The following is a 16,689-nucleotide window of genomic DNA, read 5'->3' as shown; positions in this document are numbered from 1 at the left end:
TTAGAATGGCAGTCTTTTTTCAATCAGGTACTGGTTAGCCTACAATTATGCGATTAAGCCAATACTTAGCTCCAACATTAAAAGAAAACCCAACAGATGCGGTAGTCATTAGCCATCAGCTGATGCTGCGTGCAGGAATGATTCGCAAGCTTGCTTCTGGTTTATATACCTGGCTACCGTTAGGTTTAAGAACCCTGCGCAAAGTGGAACGTATTGTTCGCGAAGAGATGGACCGCTCGGGTGCCCAAGAAGTGTTAATGCCAGCTGTTCAGCCCGCTGAATTATGGCAGGAAACCGGTCGCTGGGATCAGTTTGGCCCAGAATTATTAAGGATTCAAGATCGGCACCAACGAGACTTCTGTGTAGGCCCAACTCACGAAGAAGTGATAACAGATATCGCTCGAAACGAGCTAAACAGCTACAAACAGCTACCGGTTAATTTTTATCAAATTCAAACCAAGTTCCGTGATGAAATTCGGCCGCGCTTTGGGGTAATGCGTGCTCGTGAGTTTTTAATGAAAGACGCCTATTCATTTCATCTTGATAGCGGCTCGTTAGAGGCTACTTACCAGGTCATGCACAACACTTACTGCCGTATTTTTGACCGATTAGGTTTAGATTACCGTGCAGTCTTAGCCGACACAGGTAGTATTGGTGGCAGTGCTTCTCATGAATTTCATGTACTAGCAAAATCTGGTGAAGATGCCATTGCTTTTAGTGATGGTAGCCAGTATGCCGCAAATATTGAAAAAGCAGAGACGTTAGCTCCTACAGGAGACCGACCAACTGCCGGTCAAAGCCTAGAAAAAGTAGCAACTCCAGATGTCCATACTATTGAACAGCTTTGTCAGTTTTTAACTATTCAGTCCAGTCAAACGGTTAAAACATTAATCGTGGTTGGACAAACAGAGGAGAATGAGCCATTAAAACTGGTTGCCCTGATTGTTCGAGGTGACCATGAGCTTAATGAAATCAAAGCTTCTCACCTCCCAGAAGTCGCCAGTCCACTCACATTTGCAACTGACGAACAAATAAAACAAGTGGTGGGTTGTGAAACTGGCTCACTTGGCCCTATTGGTTTAACTATTCCTGTTATTGCCGATTACAGTGCAGCACATTTAGCTGACTTTGTTTGCGGTGCTAACGAAAATGAATTTCACTTAACGGGTGCTAATTGGGAAAGAGATGGCCAATATACCCGAACCGCTGATTTACGTAATGCTATTGAAGGTGATCCTAGTCCTTGTGGCAAAGGCCAGTTAGTTATTAAACGGGGAATTGAAGTCGGCCATATTTTCCAGCTGGGTGATAAATATAGTGAGTCCATGGGTGCCACCGTATTAAATGAAAATGGTAAAGCCGTCGCTATGAAAATGGGTTGCTATGGTATTGGTGTATCTCGGGTAGTTGCAGCAGCCATTGAACAAAACCATGATGAAAATGGCATTATTTGGCCAGATGCAATTGCACCTTTCCAGATAGGCTTGATTCCATTAAATATGGATCGCTCTGAAACTGTGAAAAACACCGCAGATCAGCTATACCAGCAATTACAACAGGCTGGCTACGATGTATTACTAGATGATCGTGACCGAAAAACCAGCCCTGGGGTTAAGTTCGCGGATATGGAGCTGATCGGGATCCCCCATCGCATTGTAATTGGTGATCGCGGCTTAGAAAAAGGGGTTATTGAATACAAACACAGATCTAGCGATGAAAAAATCGAAGTGCAGTTAGCGCAGTTACAGGCGTTTCTCGCTGGCAAAATAACTATTAAATAATCACAAACCACGACAGCACTTAATAACAAACAAAAACATATGCTTCGCTTCTGTTTCTTACACTCCTTTGCTTTCCACCTTACCTGGTGGAAAGCGGCTCAATTAATTCTATTATGCTTAGGCTACATCAGTAGTATGAATGCCATAGCAAGCGCTCAACAGTTACCCGACGCAGAAATGCGGAGTTACTTGAAAAGCACAATTGCTAAAGCCGATAGCTTTACCGATCGCTTTGATGCGGAAGTTTGGCTGGTAGATATGTCTGGCCGGCTAAAGCGTTATATTAAAGACCCCAAAAGACGTTTAGAGGTGCTTCGTCTGATTCATAAAGAAGCCTCCCGCACCGGCCTACAACCAGAGCTGGTTCTTTCAGTAATTCACGTAGAAAGCTTGTTTAATCGCTTTGCTGTTTCTCGGGTAGGTGCACAGGGGATGATGCAGGTAATGCCATTTTGGAAAAAAGAAATTGGCAGACCCAATGATAATTTAACTGATAACGCCACTAATATCCGCTATGGCTGCACTATTCTTAGTTATTATCTGAAAAAAGAAAAAGGTAACCTTACCCGAGCACTGGCCAGATATAATGGTAGCTTAGGTAAAACCTGGTACCCAAGCCGAGTATTTTCAGCTTGGGATCGCTTTTGGTTTGTTCGTTAGCACTATTTATCGACTAGCAACCTAACAAGTTATAAAGCCATCACAGGCTTGGCTCTCAGCATCAACAACTTGAAGCTCATTAACAACTGCCATGGGTGGTCCTTCTTCCAGCCACTCAAGCAGTGTTACTACTGCAGCTTCACTGCCACATATCAACACTTCAACTCGACCATCATCAAGATTCTTCGCATAACCACTAATTCCTAACCGGTCAGCCAGCTGCTTAGTTGAAGCACGAAACCATACCCCTTGTACTTTCCCAGACACCCAGGCTTTTTTATATACCTTGCTCATAATTAACTACCTTTACTTTTGCTTGTCTGCAATCCTTGCTGATATAAGCTTATCATTTGCCCAATTGACTCTGCCGTTTGTGGCCCTAACAATGTTTTCATTGGTTTACCATCTGGGCTAATTAATACTGTAAAAGGCAATACACTGGGTCTACTAAACTGATAGTACTCTCTTGGGTCTTGTTGCAATACATCAAATGCAATAGCTAAGTCTTGCATTTGTTTTTTTAGCTCTACATGATCAGGCAAGTCAAAGTTAACCCCTAATACCTTAATATTATTTGCTTGCTGATTAAGCTGATTAAGCTCTGGTATTTCCTTGCGACAAGGGGTACACCAGGCAGCCCAATAATTGATGAGCAGCCATTGACCATTAAAGGAGTCTAACGCAACTGTTTTATTGTTGTGATCATAAAAAACAGTTTTACTACAGCCAAATGAACTTAAGCAAAAAATACAAATAGCCACTATCCTAAACATCAAGGGGATCCTCCGGTTATTAACCACTTTTCAATAGACGCTTTTTGAAAAGGACTTACCACCCGCTAACATAACAACAGGCAAACAGCAGTTTTGTATAAATTGATTGCTAATGTATCAGGCAGTAGTCATGTTATCAGTTCCAAAGCAGCAAATTATAAGAAACACCGTAATTAACTGTACACCTCAGGCTGTCAAACAAGAGTTAAAAGACTTACCCTTAGATGATATGCCACAAACCCTAAGGCAAACTTGCGCGTTATTGTCACTCATTAATCGCACCCAAGTTAACGACAATAAACGCCTTGGTATTATGCAGTGTTTCGATTATGCCTTTCGCAACTTGGATGAGAACTACCACTTGCGTAATCCGCAAGCACTAATCAATAGCACTACCACAGAAAAAAATAAACTCGCTGAGTTAAAACAGGAAATGGCTTACGGCTATAAAACCATTTTACTAGAAGCCATTGCCCAAAATGACCTCACTCACAAGCCTATCGCAGAGATTATTTACATGGCAATGTATTATCTCGGCCATAGTATTATGCAGTGCTATGATACTTACACACTACCTGACGATAACCTTTGGTATGAGATAAACCAGCTCTATAGTTTTGCTGAACGTTACCAAATTCACCGGGTCACACTTGGTAGAGCCTTTTCTTTGCCCGCTGCTAACACAATCGAGGACTACTTTAAGCAAATATTACTGGTTGAATTAGCAAATCCTTATCAGCTAAGCTCAGGGGAAAGCTGGCAAGTATATAGCTATCTTGGTCATTGGGTTAAACATGTTAAGCTTTTGCATGAGCCTGAATCACTTAATTATTTAGATTATTTTTTACTTGATTTAGATAGCCGGCGTTGTCCTCACCAAATTTTTGCTCCTCCACAACCTGACCAACATAGCTATCGTTATTTATGTCCTAACCGACTAATTGCCTTAACTGAACAACACATTAACACATTAAAAGGCGGCCACCGACCTGCTGAAATTGGCATTCCTAATAGCAACAATAATAATCGAGCCATTGAGCTACTAACAGCAATTGAGCGTCAATGGCAACATATGAAGCACCGCCAAGATACACGAGTACCCTGTAATTTGTTCACTTCCATAGCCTGGGGGGTCGACACCATTCATGAAATGCTGGCTCCAATTGAAACTGTTAATAGTCAAAATAACAGCTATCACCGAGCAACAGGTAAAATGGTCAACGAAAGCCAGGGTGGCTATTGTCTTAAAATTAATCAAGCCCTCATGAAGGAGTTTTACAACGGACAAATCATTGCTATGCGTAGTGATAAGCAAGCACATCCTCGCTGGCTCCTAGGGTTTGTTCGCTGGCAGCAACAGTTACCTAGCGCAGGCAGTAGTTTGGTAGGAATTCAGTATTTAAAAGGTCATGTTCGTCCTGTTACCCTTCAGCCACTCCAAAAGTCGTTCACAAAAAACCCCTTAACGGGGTTAATGCTAACAAATAAAGAAAATACAGGTAAGCAACAGCACTCTCTTCTTACCTCCGCCGGAACCCTTGGCCTTGGAAAAGGCCTAGAATTGATTGTTCCACAAAAGACGAAAGCTTTCGAAATTCTCACAGACCATTTATTAAACCATACACCACTGGTTGAACAATATTCTTTTAGGGCTTTCGCAGCTTAGGGATACCCAAGAATTAACTTGAAAAAATTTTGGCCCAAGGCGCCCGTCTGTCATTGTTGCAAAAATTCAAGTTAGTTTTTGGATGTTCCTTACAATGGGTTCGTTAATATTTTGCTGGGAAATCAGCTCAGCCACACTACCTGATAATTGATTAGCTGCTGCTTGGTTAATATTATCAAGCTTTTCAATAAGCAATTTTGCCCAAGGCGGCCGCTGATCTGGCTTTAATAAAGTTAGCTCATGATTATTTGGCAATGCCCAGGGTAACTCTTGAATAAACGGCCAAAGCTCTAGCTCAGCCAAATCACGAGCCAGTATCAGCTCATTATTTTCGTCCTTGGTAATAATACCTTTAATCAATAAATAGTTAGTATATTGCTCCCAGTCTTCCAGAGCCATTCCCCATCCCATGGCCCGTACATCTCTTAATTCCGCCGGCACACCATACTGAAACTGACGCCAAAATGTAGCCAGCACCATCAGCATACCAATGGTCTTGGGTATAGTTTGCTGCCGAGTGACTTCTTCTAACACCCCTAAAGCACGAATTAGCTCAGCCCCTAACAACACAAGTACCCAGGATAAATAAATCCATAGCAGAAAAATCGGCACCGCAGCAAAAGCACCATAAATCAGCTGATAGGTGGGAGTTAAGGTAACAAAAAAAGCAAAGCCTTGTTTGGCAATTTCAAACAGCAATGCCACGATGCCACTACCAATTAACGCATGTTTAAACCTAACCGGGCTATTCGGTACTGCCATATAAATCAAACAAAATGCAGCCGTACTTAATAATAAAGGCGCTACTCGAAAGATAATTTGCTCTCCCCCCAACAAGGAGGTAGCGTCATTGAACAATTTTAGTGAGGTTAAATAAGAGCTGAGAATAAAACCAGCGCCCAATAGTATTGGCCCTAAACTTAAAATGGCCCAGTATAATAAAAAACTTGCCATTCCCCGGCGGCTTTGTTTGACATGCCAAATAGCATTGAGAGCCCCTTCAATGGTTCTCAGCATCATAAATGCAGTAATTATCAAAAAAACCACGCCGACTACTGTTAAACTTCTTGCCTGCTCAGAAAACTGCATTAAGTACTGTTGTACTTTATCACCAGTATTAGGCAAAAAATTACTAAAGATAAATGACTGAATTTGCCCGCCTACATCCTGAAATGCAGGGATTGCTGCAAACATGCTATAGGTGACTGTCATTAAGGGAACAACTGCAAACAAGGTGGTATAGGTTAGTGCAGCCGCACTATTTAAACAGCCATCGGCAGCAAATCGTTGGCCAATATGCACTAATAAGCGCTTAACCGTTATCCACCACTTATTCATTGTTCTCCCCCATTTGGTATAATCTCCCACCAGTTACATCTCCAGTTATTACATGTATACAACCTAAGGTAACAGCCCCTATGAGCAACGTCACTATTTATCACAACCCTCGCTGTTCAAAGTCCAGACAAACCTTACAGCGAATTGAAGATAAAAATATTACTCCTGAAATTATCCGTTACCTGGAAACCCCTCCCTCTAAAGCAGAGCTAAAAAAAATCTTAAAACTGTTGGGTATTTCAGCTAAAGAACTAGTCCGCACGGGTGAAGCCGAGTACAAAGCGTTAGCAATAGACCTAGAGACAGCTACTGAAGATCAATTAATTACTGCGATGATCAAACACCCCAAACTCATTCAACGCCCTATTGTGACCGCTAATGGCAAAGCTGTTTTAGGTCGCCCACCTGAAAATGTTGATGAGATTCTTTAGCCATGAGCCAGACTAATCCTTATATTTTAGTCCTTTACTATAGCCGCCATGGCGCTACTCAACAGCTAGCACAGTTAATTGCCCGAGGAGTGGAACAAGTGTCAGGAATGGAAGCCAGACTACGAACCGTGCCTGCCGTTTCCACTGTATGCGAAGCAACAGCAGATAATATTCCTGATCAGGGTGCTGTTTATTGTACTGAAGATGATTTGCGTTATTGTGCTGGTTTGGCTATAGGTAGCCCAACTCGATTTGGCAATATGGCAGCACCATTAAAATATTTTTTAGATGGCACCAGTGCTTTATGGCTATCCGGAGCGCTAATTAATAAGCCAGCCACAGCCTTTACCTCAACCGCTAGTCTTCATGGCGGACAGGAAACGACCCTGATCAGCATGCTACTACCATTACTCCACCATGGTATGGTGTATTGCGGCATTCCCTATAGCGAATCTGCCTTATTGTCTACCACTACTGGTGGTACACCTTATGGCATGAGCCATACGGCCGGGCCTGATAATGATAGAGAAATTTCAGACAGCGAGTCACAGTTATGCCTGGCAACCGGCAAACGCATTGCGACACTTGCTTTACAGCTGTCTCCATTACAACCTCCACAACAAAAGCAGCCTGCTTAAGCTGCCTCTATTTAGCTAGTATTTTATATGCCTGAATTTAACCATCCTACAGTCAGTCGGCTTTATCAAACCAATGTGGTGCTACTGACGTTGTTGTTAGCCACCCTTTCCCTCTGGATTTTTGTGATTAATCCACCCAGTGTGGATCGACCTTATATTATTTGGTTGGTGCAAATTGTACCGATAGCGATCATTATCCCTGGGGTCTTAAAAGGTAACCCAAGAAGTTTTGCCTGGCTGTGTTTTATTATTTTGCTGTATTTTACGTCGGCGGTTCTCAACACCTATGAATCACCAAGTGAGTTATATGGCTGGATAAAACTAAGCCTTTGTATAAGCTTATTTATTACCGCAATGTTGTATATTCGCTGTTACTATCGACTGAATGGCTCCAAATCGTCACCTGAGTAAACATAGTAGTAGCCAGTAGCTGTAGGGTAATAGGGTTATTCTACAGCTGTGACAGCGAAGATTAGCCAGTTATTCCATATCAATTATTACCTACCCTCACTAACTACCAATAAGCTTCTTATCCCTAAAATTATCCTTTTGATCACAAGTTTTAACCTCTCAACGCTTGACTCAATCAAAATGTAATAATATAACATTACAATACTAACTATTACTGAGCTACTCATTTCACACAAACAACCTAGTAATAGTCCTGACATTAGTGACAGCTTTAATACAATTTATGTATAGATAAAGCTTAGGAGTCGATATGAAATTAAAATGTTTGGTGACAGCCATTCTTGCTTCTACCATTTTTAACACCAGTTATGCCAAAGATGACCACCAACAACACGGTGCCCATGAACACGGCCATGCCCAACTGAATATCGCTCAGGAAGGTGGCACCGTGACGATGCAGTTTATTTCTCCAGCCGCAAATATTTTAGGCTTTGAACACCACCCCAAAAATGAAGAACAAGAAACTCAACTGGAACAAGCGATTCAGCAATTAAAAAAAGGTGATGGATTATTTGGCTTCCCTGAGGCAGCTAAGTGCGAATTAGTCAGTGCAAAAGTGGAAACATCCATTATGGATAAAGATGAAGATCATCATGAGGGGGAAGACGAACATCACGAAGAGGCAAGCCACACTAAAGAATCCAATCATAAAGAAGAGCATGATGATAAAGAAAGCCATAGTGAATTTGACGTAGAATACAGCTTTACTTGTAGTCAACCTGCAAAATTCCACCAGCTACAAGTTCATCTATTTGATGCATTTAAAGGAATCGAAGAAATACGCACTCAATATATTGGTGAACAGGGTCAACAAGGTTATGAGTTAACACCTAAAGTTTCAGTTTTTAATCTACCTTAACCCATGTTTTCCTGGCTTATTCACTGAACCGCGGCCGATCAGCCATTACAATCAGCCGCGAAAACTTACTTGTAGCCAAATATTTGATATGGAACATATCCACCTAACTGATGTGCAATACAGTTGGCAACCTAACCAACTCACTATCGATATTCCTGAGTTAATCATTGAGCGTTATTCAAGGGTATTTATCAAAGGCCCTAGCGGCTGTGGTAAAACTACTTTGTTGGGACTACTAGGTGGCATTATGTTGCCTAATCAGGGCAGTATAAATTTATTGGGTACTGATGTTGCCAAATTATCCAGCATTCAGCGCGACCACTTTCGCAGTGAGCATATCGGTTTTATTTTCCAAATGTTTAACTTACTCCCCTACCTGTCGGTGGTTGATAACATCATTTTGCCTTGCCGGTTTTCGAAAAAACGCAAACAAAAAGCCTTAGCCGAATATTCAAGTTTGCCTGAAGCCGCTATGTCATTACTGACACAGTTGGGCTTAAACCAGCCTGACTTACATAAACGCAAAGTCACTGAACTGAGTATTGGTCAACAGCAACGGGTAGCCGCAGCCAGAGCGCTCATTGGTCACCCCGAACTAATTATTGCCGATGAGCCCACTTCAGCATTAGACACCGACGCTCGTGAAGGCTTTCTAAAGTTATTGTTTGAAGTATGTAAAAAGGCTGGTGCTACTTTATTATTTGTCAGTCATGATGGCACCCTTGAACATTTATTTTCAAACACCTTGGATATGCGTTTAATTAATAAAGCCAGCCAAACCGTTTCCAGTGAGGGTGCATAACAATGGCAGTCATGAGTCTTGCCTGGCACAGTTTGCTGAACCGTAAAGTCACCGTAGCACTCACCGTATTAGCGATAGGCCTCAGCGTTACTTTGTTGCTAGGCGTAGAAAAAATACGTCATGAAGCAAAGCGAGGTTTTATCAGTACCATTTCAGGCACCGATTTAATTGTCGGCGCCCGCACCGGGCCAGTACAGCTACTGTTGTACTCTGTATTCCGTATTGGCGATGCGACCAATAATATTTCCTGGGAAAATTATCAGCACTTTGCAAATCACAAAATGGTGAAGTGGAGTATTCCTTTTGCCCTTGGCGACTCCCACAAAGGCTATCGGGTACTGGGAACCAATCAGACTTATTTTGAGTTTTATCGCTATGGCAATAAACAGCCCCTAAATGTAGCACAAGGTAAGCAGTTCAACGATTTATATGATGCAGTGATTGGTGCTGAAGTCGCCAAAAAGTTGGGTTATAAGCTTGGAGACAAAGTGGTTTTGGCCCATGGTGCGGGTAAAACCAGCTTCGTCAAACATGACAACCAACCTTTCGAAATTGCTGGTATTTTAGCCCCTACTGGCACCCCTGTTGACCAAACTATTCATGTTTCCCTGGAAGCAATCGAGGCAATTCATTTAGGCTGGGAGCGCGGTACTCCATCTGCACTAGCAAAATCTATTACCCCAGACCAAGCCCGCCAATTAGATTTACAACCAAAAACCATTACCGCTTTTTTACTTGGCCTAAAAAGTAAAATTGGCACTTTTGTGTTGCAGCGCGAAGTTAATGAGTTTGAGCAAGAGCCCTTACTAGCAATTATTCCCGGTGTTGCCATCACTCAACTCTGGCAATTAATTGGCACTGCCGAAAAAGCCCTACTGGTTATTTCTGCGTTTGTAGTAGTTACTGGTTTGATTGGTATGCTCACCACGATTTTAACATCATTAAGTGAGCGTCGGCGCGAAATGGCTATTCTCCGCTCAGTAGGTGCCAGGCCTTTTCATATTTTTAGTTTAATGATTAGTGAAGCCGGGTTGACTGCTACTTTAGGTTGTCTAACTGGTATTGGCTTTTTATATGGGCTAATGGCGGCTGCTCAACCCATTTTCATGGAACTTTATGGCATTCATATTCAAATTAGTTTTCTTACTCAGCACGAGTTAATACTACTGAGTATTGTAATTGTAAGTGGCTTTTTCATGGGAATTTTCCCAGCTTGGCGTGCTTATAAAAACTCATTAACTGATGGAATGACAATTAGGACTTAACATGGCTACATTAGATTTTAAAACTGCACTAATGAGCGCAGTGTTATTGCTTTCATCTACCCTCACGTTAGCAGATGTAAAAACCCTACAATGGGAAGATTTAGTACCAGAAGATATGCGTAACGCCTTCTTGGAAGAGCAAGCACCAAAAGATATTAATGCTCTAGCTGAAGCATTAACCAAACAAGCCCAGGAAAAAACCAAAGGTACTGCTACTGCCCCAGTGGTGGTCTCGCTAGATAAACAAGAAGTAAAAATACCGGGTTATGTTGTACCACTTAATATGAAAGACGATGGCTCGATTACTGAGTTCTTACTCGTGCCTTACTTTGGTGCCTGTGTACATGTGCCACCACCACCACCTAACCAAGTGGTCCATGTTATCCATGAAAAAGGGCTTAACCCAGATGCTTTATATGATCCTTTTTGGGTAACCGGCACATTAAGTATTACTGGCGTTGAAACAGAGTTGGCCCAAGCAGGTTATACTATGAAGGCTAAAAAAATAGAGCTATATACTGATGAATCTGCTGAAGAACAGCAGCCGGCTGCCAAGGAATCAGCAGAACCACCAAAACAGCAAGACAAGTCAAAGCAACAGGAAAGTCAAAGCAAAAACAATAACAGCCAAGAAAACCAGGCTAAATCTACAGAGCAGGAAGATACTAAAAAGTCTAAAAAACAAACCAGTGACAAAGACAAAAAAGCCGGTTAAGCCAATATTTAGTGGTATTACTTCCATAGTAATGCCACTGACTTTCAGCAAGATACTACTCTACCACTCCATAGTGGCTTTAACAAAAGGAATGGTGAGCTTTCTTTTAGCAGAGAGTGAAGCGGAGTCCAGTTGGTTTAACACATCAAATAACTTAACCATTTCTCGGGGTGAGCGATAAATAATATACCGAGCTACTTCTTCTGTTAGCTCAAGCCCTCGTTGCTGAGCCCGTAGCATCAATACACCTACTTTATCTTTATCAGTGAGCCCACTGATTTTTAATACTAGTCCCCAGTTAAGTCGTGACTTAAAGTCCGCTAACTGAATGGGTAAGTAATTGGGCTGTTGAGTGGCGCCCAAAATAAGACGACTATCTGTCTGGCGAATACGATTAAATAAGTGAAATAACGCTTCTTCCCAGGTGGGATTACCTGCAATAACTTCCAGTTCGTCTATACAAACTAAGTCGAGAGTTTCCAATCCTTCAAGTAGTGCCGTATCGCAATCCAGCAATTCAGACAATGGTAGATAAACACTACTCATCTTAGCACTATCAGCCTGGTGGCAAGCAGCCTGCAACAAATGGGTACAACCTACTCCATCGGGACCATATAGAAACACCACCGGCTCCATATCGTCCAGACTCGTTTGTTCTAGGTCTATTGCCGCGACGACTGCTTCATTACCAACAGCGTAAAAGTTGGCAAAAGTCGCATCATCTCGTAAATAAATACCCAGCGGGAGTTGTACAGGCAAGCTCATACCGTTTTTCAATCATCTTGTTGTATAGGCTCCGGCGCAGTATGGTATAAATCACTTAATTTATAAATATCATGGAGGTGGCGTAATAACACCATAATAATCGCCGCCACAGGAAGAGCAATCAAGACACCAACAAACCCAAATAGCTGACCACCCGCTAAAATAGCAAAAATAACCGCTACTGGGTGCAACCCAATTCGATCACCAACTAATAAAGGTGTCAGTACCACCCCTTCCAAAATTTGACCCACTGTAAAAACAACCACCACCCCAACAAAAGGTAGTGTACTATCAAATTGGAATGCCGCTGCTATTAACGCAGAACCAATGCCAATGGCAAATCCCATATAAGGCACGATACTCGCTAACCCAGCAATAAGACCAATAATGACGGCAAACTGCAAACCAACGATCCACAAGCCTGTAGAGTATATCAGCCCCAAACATAGCATAACGACTAACTGTCCTTTAAGAAAAGCACCCAGCACTTCATCACACTCAATTGCTAGCTGCCTGACTACCGGCTCTATGCTACGAGGTAATAAGCTGCTAATTTTAGCCATCATAATGTCCCAGTCACGCAACAAGTAAAATGTTACAACGGGTACTAAAAACAAATTAGCCAAGGCTGTGACAATCGCCACACCTGATGCAGTCGCAGACTTAATGATTGGTGTTAAAAAACTACCTGTATCACGCCAGGTAGCCGTAATATGTTGGGTAATGGTATCTAACTTAAAAGCTGAAGGGTCAATGCCAAGCTTCGTATGTAAGATAGGAATAACATTGATTTGTATCCATTGCTGCCAAATCGGTAAATGCTGAATCAAAGCTTTAATTTGCAAAATCAGCTGCGGCAACAAAATTAACAGTAATAAAAAACCAACCAGCGACAATGCGACAAATACCGTCGTTACCGCCCAGGTTCGACTCATGCCTTTCGCTTCCAGCCTATCTGCTATAGGATCACCTAAGTAAGCTAGTACTACACCAACTAAAAAGGGTGGAAGAATAGGCTTTAATAAATAAATTAAAGCTACAACAATCAGCAGCACCCCTAAAATAAACCAACGCTGAGAGTCTGAAATCATACTTTGGCCCGCTCCCTTAAATACTGACGCCCCCACACCCAAACGTAATCAGCTCCACTTAATATAGTCACTGTCAGCGTGAGTAGCATGAGACTATCTGTTAACCAAGCAGAGAGATTGATGAGCATCGCCAAATGAATAATTAACAAAACCGCCAAAAGTATTTGGCAAAAGGTACTGAGTTTTCCAAGCATAGTAGGCTTAAAGTCATAAGGGCCAACTAGGTGGTGATAGGCTATGGCACCACTGACAATAATAATGTCTCTGCTCAAAATCACTGCGGTTAGCCACCAGGGAATAACTGCCGTTAGTGTTAATACAATATAAGTGACTACTAGCAACAGCTTGTCAGCCAGAGGATCTACCATTGCACCAAATCGAGAATGCCAGTTAAAGCGCCGTGCCAGAAAACCATCCAAACCATCTGACAACCCAGCTACAACAAACAGGGCAAATGCCAGCTGATATGCTCTCCACCACAGTGCCAGGGCTACTGGTATAACCAGCAGCAGCCTAATCACTGTAAGCACGTTTGGAATATAACTTAAATTCAAAGCAGGACTCATGAAACAGTAGACTAGTGATATCAATGTAAACGCCTTTTGTTTACATATAGCTATACCACTAAATATGGTGCCTACAATTACTGTTAGGGTCATTCAAAGCCTGTTTACAAGTAAAACTTTCGGCTTTTCCTGGTCAAAATTAAGGTGCAACATCAGCTTGCTACTATAAGGGCGTTTTTGTGAAATTCAACACAAGCAGCAATGGAAACTTGATACAATAACCTCTTCTAGCTACACCTGTTCACTCAGAATAAGTATAGTGCCCGAAATAAACCTATTTCCTCCGCTCTTGAAGAGGCAGAGAGCTACCACTAATCTTTCAGCCATTGATATACCAGTTGTTGTGAAGTATTGTTAGCTGTGCCCTGTGTTACATCAATTAACTGCATATAGCCACTAGCCTCCAGCTCATTTTGTAAAGCAGTAACATCTCCTTTTAACACTAGCTCAAAGCTAGCTTGAGACTCTGTTACTTCTAATAAACTAGCCTCTTCAACAACAGCAAGTTTTTCCAAAAATTTGCTTACAGATGCATAAGCCGTTAGTCCTTGCACCCCTTGCACGATCAATTGCACACCGCCACTGGTTACACTGGGAGCACTCTGATCAACTGGCTGTTGAACATGTGTACCGGATAGTTTACCCGTCACAAGTTTAATACCTGTTTGCATAAAGTCTGGTAAAGAAACCTTTGTTAAATCTTCAACATATTGTTGACCTTGAAGCAGTAATACCCAACGACCACTGTATTGATTAGCGCCAGAGGCATAAAGCCGGCCAGCTAATACAGACTTGGCTTGATAGCGGCTTGAAGCCTTATTAATCACATCAGAAAACAGCCCCCAGGCATCCACTTCAGAGAGTGAGGCACTGTCTTCAAAATCCATAATAGGAAAAATCAGTGGAATACGGCTTTGGCTTGCCTGATTTTTCAGGGCAGCTACTGTACTATCCGCATCATCTTCAGAGGAGAAAATTTGCCTTTTTCCACCTGCTTTTTCTTCAATCAGCCAAACCAAGGTTTCTTCCCGCTGCTGGTCCCAGGCATTAAAGCCATTTTTTTTTAACAACTGTCGTACAGCGCTTGGATCAAAACTAACCGCCAACTGTTTTAATGGTGTTTGCTCACTCTCGCTGACTTGCCTTTGCTCACCATATTTCAAAACATAGCGGCTTGCCTCTGCCATTGCAGCTTGAATTTCAGGGTGATTAAGCACCTCCTCACTGCCAGTTACCATAGTAACCACTTGCTTGAAAGCAGCTTGAATTGCTTGTTGTTGAGCAGCTTCTGTCTCATCAGCCAATGGTACTACTGCCTCATATAGTTTTCGGTCTACTTCCGCAACCCCTTGTTGAATTAAGCAAATGCTTACCAAACAACTCAAAAGCAATTGTTGTATAAATTTCATCTAATGGTCCTTGCCTTAAGTAACGACCTGCCAATACCCAAATACTTACCTAAATCAAACCTCCAACAAACATGGCTTGATAGGTTAACAGCTGCTAGAATACCGCAGCTCAAATAGGGCCATGAAAAACAGTGAATTATCATTCATCAGACTATAAGTAAGCCACTTGGTTTTACCTAGTCCAACGTTTTTCATATTCCATTTAAAATTGTGTATTGACTGTTTAACCTCTGCAACAGGCCATTAAATTAACGGTTTCATTCCGGAAATACTACCCTGATTGCAGCGGAATCAACTGTTTACTACAAGTTAGGGGTACCCATGACCCAGCACAACGCTTCATCAAGCAATGCCAAATCCCTCAGTTACAAAGACGCCGGTGTCGATATTGATGCAGGTAACGCGTTGGTAGAGCGCATCAAGTCTGTGGCAAAACGAACCAGCCGCCCTGGGGTGCTCGCGGGTCTAGGTGGTTTTGGTGCCCTATTTGAATTACCCACCGGCTACCGCGAACCTGTATTGGTTTCAGGCACTGACGGTGTAGGCACTAAGCTCAGACTAGCGATGGATCTACAAAAACATGACACTATCGGTATTGACTTGGTAGCCATGTGTGTCAATGACTTAGTGGTTGCTGGTGCAGAACCACTATTCTTTTTAGACTATTATGCAACAGGTCAACTGAATGTAGATGTTGCAACAGATGTCGTCACTGGTATTGGTCAAGGTTGTGAGTTGTCTGGCTGTGCACTGGTCGGTGGAGAAACAGCTGAAATGCCAGGCATGTACGAAGGCGAAGACTACGATTTGGCAGGCTTTTGTGTAGGCATCGTCGAAAAAAGTGAAATTATTGATGGCAGCAAAGTCTCAGCAGGCGATGTATTAATTGGTCTAGCCTCTTCAGGACCACACTCTAACGGCTATTCATTAATTCGCAAGATTATTGAAGTAACAGATGCCGACTTATCCCAGACAATTGATGGTATTAGTTTGGCTGATGCCTTACTTGCTCCAACCCGTATTTATGTTAAACCCCTGCTTGAGCTAATGAAAACGATGCCAGTGCACGCCCTTTCTCATATCACTGGTGGCGGCTTTACTGAAAATATTCCACGTGTATTACCTGACCATTTACAAGCTAATATCGATACCAACAGCTGGACCATGCCTGCTGTATTTAACTGGCTACAACAAGCGGGCAATATCGAACAAGCTGAAATGTACCGTACTTTTAACTGTGGTGTTGGCATGGTTATTTGTGTACCACAAGCAGCAGCAGAAAAAGCCATCAAACAATTACAGCAAGCAGGTGAAACGGTCTGGCAGCTGGGGACCATTAGTGAAAAAGCTAATAGTGACTCACCTGCCGTTAATATGCAGGGTTAACCACTTCGCTACTCTAAAACCTTCAATAAGCGCTTTTAAAAAAATATTAAAAGCGCTGCTATTAAAGCTACCA

Annotated in this window: 18 protein-coding genes; 11 read left to right on the top strand and 7 right to left on the bottom strand. The window is 42.3% G+C overall.

The window, feature by feature from the left end; all coding sequences use genetic code 11:
- Nucleotides 1-47 precede the first annotated feature (47 nt).
- Nucleotides 48-1,781: a proline--tRNA ligase gene (locus G4Y78_RS10435; protein ID WP_163832969.1), complete on the top strand. Its 1,734-nt coding sequence runs from the start codon at nucleotides 48-50 to the stop codon at nucleotides 1,779-1,781.
- Between the two features lie 135 nt (nucleotides 1,782-1,916).
- Nucleotides 1,917-2,441 carry a transglycosylase SLT domain-containing protein gene (locus tag G4Y78_RS10430; protein ID WP_163832968.1) on the top strand — a complete coding sequence of 175 codons (525 nt, stop codon included), beginning with the start codon at nucleotides 1,917-1,919 and terminating at the stop codon, nucleotides 2,439-2,441.
- Nucleotides 2,442-2,462: 21 nt separating this feature from the next.
- On the opposite strand, the gene G4Y78_RS10425 is transcribed toward G4Y78_RS10430, so the two are convergent.
- Both G4Y78_RS10425 and G4Y78_RS10420 read right to left on the bottom strand, forming a co-directional pair.
- Nucleotides 2,463-2,735: an acylphosphatase gene (locus G4Y78_RS10425; RefSeq protein ID WP_163832967.1), complete on the bottom strand. Its 273-nt coding sequence runs from the start codon at nucleotides 2,733-2,735 to the stop codon at nucleotides 2,463-2,465.
- A 2-nt stretch (nucleotides 2,736-2,737) separates the two neighbouring features.
- Nucleotides 2,738-3,214: a TlpA family protein disulfide reductase gene (locus G4Y78_RS10420; RefSeq protein WP_163832966.1), complete on the bottom strand. Its 477-nt coding sequence runs from the start codon at nucleotides 3,212-3,214 to the stop codon at nucleotides 2,738-2,740.
- 130 nt (nucleotides 3,215-3,344) lie between these two features.
- On the opposite strand from G4Y78_RS10420, the gene G4Y78_RS10415 reads away from it, so the two are divergent.
- Nucleotides 3,345-4,880, top strand: a complete 1,536-nt coding sequence (locus G4Y78_RS10415) for a hypothetical protein (RefSeq protein ID WP_163832965.1) — start codon at nucleotides 3,345-3,347, stop codon at nucleotides 4,878-4,880.
- 66 nt (nucleotides 4,881-4,946) lie between these two features.
- Here the strand turns inward: G4Y78_RS10415 and G4Y78_RS10410 are convergent, their stop codons facing one another.
- Nucleotides 4,947-6,218 carry a virulence factor BrkB family protein gene (locus G4Y78_RS10410; RefSeq protein WP_163832964.1) on the bottom strand — a complete coding sequence of 424 codons (1,272 nt, stop codon included), beginning with the start codon at nucleotides 6,216-6,218 and terminating at the stop codon, nucleotides 4,947-4,949.
- Nucleotides 6,219-6,298: 80 nt separating this feature from the next.
- On the opposite strand from G4Y78_RS10410, the gene arsC reads away from it, so the two are divergent.
- The 7 genes from arsC to G4Y78_RS10375 all read left to right on the top strand — a co-directional run bounded on the left by arsC (nucleotide 6,299) and on the right by G4Y78_RS10375 (nucleotide 11,399).
- Nucleotides 6,299-6,649, top strand: a complete 351-nt coding sequence (arsC, locus tag G4Y78_RS10405; RefSeq protein ID WP_163832963.1) for an arsenate reductase (glutaredoxin) — start codon at nucleotides 6,299-6,301, stop codon at nucleotides 6,647-6,649.
- 2 nt (nucleotides 6,650-6,651) lie between these two features.
- Nucleotides 6,652-7,287 (top strand): NAD(P)H:quinone oxidoreductase, encoded by a 636-nt coding sequence (gene wrbA, locus G4Y78_RS10400; RefSeq protein ID WP_163832962.1) that lies wholly within the window; start codon nucleotides 6,652-6,654, stop codon nucleotides 7,285-7,287.
- A 27-nt stretch (nucleotides 7,288-7,314) separates the two neighbouring features.
- Nucleotides 7,315-7,698: a DUF2069 domain-containing protein gene (locus G4Y78_RS10395; RefSeq protein WP_163832961.1), complete on the top strand. Its 384-nt coding sequence runs from the start codon at nucleotides 7,315-7,317 to the stop codon at nucleotides 7,696-7,698.
- Nucleotides 7,699-8,008: 310 nt separating this feature from the next.
- The gene (locus G4Y78_RS10390) at nucleotides 8,009-8,617 is read left to right on the top strand and encodes a DUF2796 domain-containing protein (RefSeq protein WP_163832960.1); all 609 of its coding nucleotides are present in this window, start codon (nucleotides 8,009-8,011) and stop codon (nucleotides 8,615-8,617) included.
- Between the two features lie 88 nt (nucleotides 8,618-8,705).
- Nucleotides 8,706-9,419, top strand: coding sequence for an ATP-binding cassette domain-containing protein (locus tag G4Y78_RS10385; RefSeq protein WP_163832959.1), 714 nt, complete (start codon nucleotides 8,706-8,708; stop codon nucleotides 9,417-9,419).
- A 2-nt stretch (nucleotides 9,420-9,421) separates the two neighbouring features.
- Nucleotides 9,422-10,684 (top strand): ABC transporter permease, encoded by a 1,263-nt coding sequence (locus G4Y78_RS10380; protein ID WP_163832958.1) that lies wholly within the window; start codon nucleotides 9,422-9,424, stop codon nucleotides 10,682-10,684.
- A 1-nt stretch (nucleotide 10,685) separates the two neighbouring features.
- Complete coding sequence (locus G4Y78_RS10375; protein WP_163832957.1) at nucleotides 10,686-11,399, top strand: DUF3299 domain-containing protein; 714 nt, start codon at nucleotides 10,686-10,688, stop codon at nucleotides 11,397-11,399.
- Nucleotides 11,400-11,459: 60 nt separating this feature from the next.
- On the opposite strand, the gene hda is transcribed toward G4Y78_RS10375, so the two are convergent.
- From hda to G4Y78_RS10355, 4 genes are all read right to left on the bottom strand, one after another.
- On the bottom strand, nucleotides 11,460-12,164 hold the full coding sequence (gene hda, locus G4Y78_RS10370; RefSeq protein WP_163832956.1) for a DnaA regulatory inactivator Hda: 705 nt from the start codon (nucleotides 12,162-12,164) through the stop codon (nucleotides 11,460-11,462).
- 8 nt (nucleotides 12,165-12,172) lie between these two features.
- Nucleotides 12,173-13,255, bottom strand: coding sequence for an AI-2E family transporter (locus G4Y78_RS10365; protein WP_163832955.1), 1,083 nt, complete (start codon nucleotides 13,253-13,255; stop codon nucleotides 12,173-12,175).
- On the bottom strand, nucleotides 13,252-13,821 hold the full coding sequence (locus tag G4Y78_RS10360) for a CDP-alcohol phosphatidyltransferase family protein (RefSeq protein ID WP_222937678.1): 570 nt from the start codon (nucleotides 13,819-13,821) through the stop codon (nucleotides 13,252-13,254). Before G4Y78_RS10360 ends, G4Y78_RS10365 begins: the two co-directional genes overlap by 4 nt.
- A gap of 311 nt (nucleotides 13,822-14,132) precedes the next feature.
- On the bottom strand, nucleotides 14,133-15,230 hold the full coding sequence (locus G4Y78_RS10355; protein ID WP_163832953.1) for a DUF2066 domain-containing protein: 1,098 nt from the start codon (nucleotides 15,228-15,230) through the stop codon (nucleotides 14,133-14,135).
- A 321-nt stretch (nucleotides 15,231-15,551) separates the two neighbouring features.
- On the opposite strand from G4Y78_RS10355, the gene purM reads away from it, so the two are divergent.
- A complete protein-coding gene (purM, locus tag G4Y78_RS10350; protein WP_163832952.1) occupies nucleotides 15,552-16,616 on the top strand; it encodes a phosphoribosylformylglycinamidine cyclo-ligase in 1,065 nt (354 codons plus the stop codon).
- The last annotated feature ends 73 nt before the right edge of the window (nucleotides 16,617-16,689 follow it).

Source organism: Spartinivicinus ruber, from assembly GCF_011009015.1.
Taxonomy (GTDB): domain Bacteria; phylum Pseudomonadota; class Gammaproteobacteria; order Pseudomonadales; family Zooshikellaceae; genus Spartinivicinus; species Spartinivicinus ruber.
The sequence above is the reverse complement of the archived record's forward strand: the minus strand, read 5'-3'. Positions and strand labels throughout refer to the sequence as shown.

What these genes read in the sequence shown, in the direction of transcription:
- G4Y78_RS10435 (WP_163832969.1), top strand. Translation starts at nt 48, where the DNA reads ATGCGATTAAGCCAATACTTAGCTCCAACATTAAAAGAAAACCCAACA.
- G4Y78_RS10430 (WP_163832968.1), top strand. Translation starts at nt 1,917, where the DNA reads ATGAATGCCATAGCAAGCGCTCAACAGTTACCCGACGCAGAAATGCGG.
- G4Y78_RS10425 (WP_163832967.1), bottom strand. Translation starts at nt 2,735, where the DNA reads ATGAGCAAGGTATATAAAAAAGCCTGGGTGTCTGGGAAAGTACAAGGG.
- G4Y78_RS10420 (WP_163832966.1), bottom strand. Translation starts at nt 3,214, where the DNA reads ATGTTTAGGATAGTGGCTATTTGTATTTTTTGCTTAAGTTCATTTGGC.
- G4Y78_RS10415 (WP_163832965.1), top strand. Translation starts at nt 3,345, where the DNA reads ATGTTATCAGTTCCAAAGCAGCAAATTATAAGAAACACCGTAATTAAC.
- G4Y78_RS10410 (WP_163832964.1), bottom strand. Translation starts at nt 6,218, where the DNA reads ATGAATAAGTGGTGGATAACGGTTAAGCGCTTATTAGTGCATATTGGC.
- arsC (WP_163832963.1), top strand. Translation starts at nt 6,299, where the DNA reads ATGAGCAACGTCACTATTTATCACAACCCTCGCTGTTCAAAGTCCAGA.
- wrbA (WP_163832962.1), top strand. Translation starts at nt 6,652, where the DNA reads ATGAGCCAGACTAATCCTTATATTTTAGTCCTTTACTATAGCCGCCAT.
- G4Y78_RS10395 (WP_163832961.1), top strand. Translation starts at nt 7,315, where the DNA reads ATGCCTGAATTTAACCATCCTACAGTCAGTCGGCTTTATCAAACCAAT.
- G4Y78_RS10390 (WP_163832960.1), top strand. Translation starts at nt 8,009, where the DNA reads ATGAAATTAAAATGTTTGGTGACAGCCATTCTTGCTTCTACCATTTTT.
- G4Y78_RS10385 (WP_163832959.1), top strand. Translation starts at nt 8,706, where the DNA reads ATGGAACATATCCACCTAACTGATGTGCAATACAGTTGGCAACCTAAC.
- G4Y78_RS10380 (WP_163832958.1), top strand. Translation starts at nt 9,422, where the DNA reads ATGGCAGTCATGAGTCTTGCCTGGCACAGTTTGCTGAACCGTAAAGTC.
- G4Y78_RS10375 (WP_163832957.1), top strand. Translation starts at nt 10,686, where the DNA reads ATGGCTACATTAGATTTTAAAACTGCACTAATGAGCGCAGTGTTATTG.
- hda (WP_163832956.1), bottom strand. Translation starts at nt 12,164, where the DNA reads ATGAGCTTGCCTGTACAACTCCCGCTGGGTATTTATTTACGAGATGAT.
- G4Y78_RS10365 (WP_163832955.1), bottom strand. Translation starts at nt 13,255, where the DNA reads ATGATTTCAGACTCTCAGCGTTGGTTTATTTTAGGGGTGCTGCTGATT.
- G4Y78_RS10360 (WP_222937678.1), bottom strand. Translation starts at nt 13,821, where the DNA reads ATGAGTCCTGCTTTGAATTTAAGTTATATTCCAAACGTGCTTACAGTG.
- G4Y78_RS10355 (WP_163832953.1), bottom strand. Translation starts at nt 15,230, where the DNA reads ATGAAATTTATACAACAATTGCTTTTGAGTTGTTTGGTAAGCATTTGC.
- purM (WP_163832952.1), top strand. Translation starts at nt 15,552, where the DNA reads ATGACCCAGCACAACGCTTCATCAAGCAATGCCAAATCCCTCAGTTAC.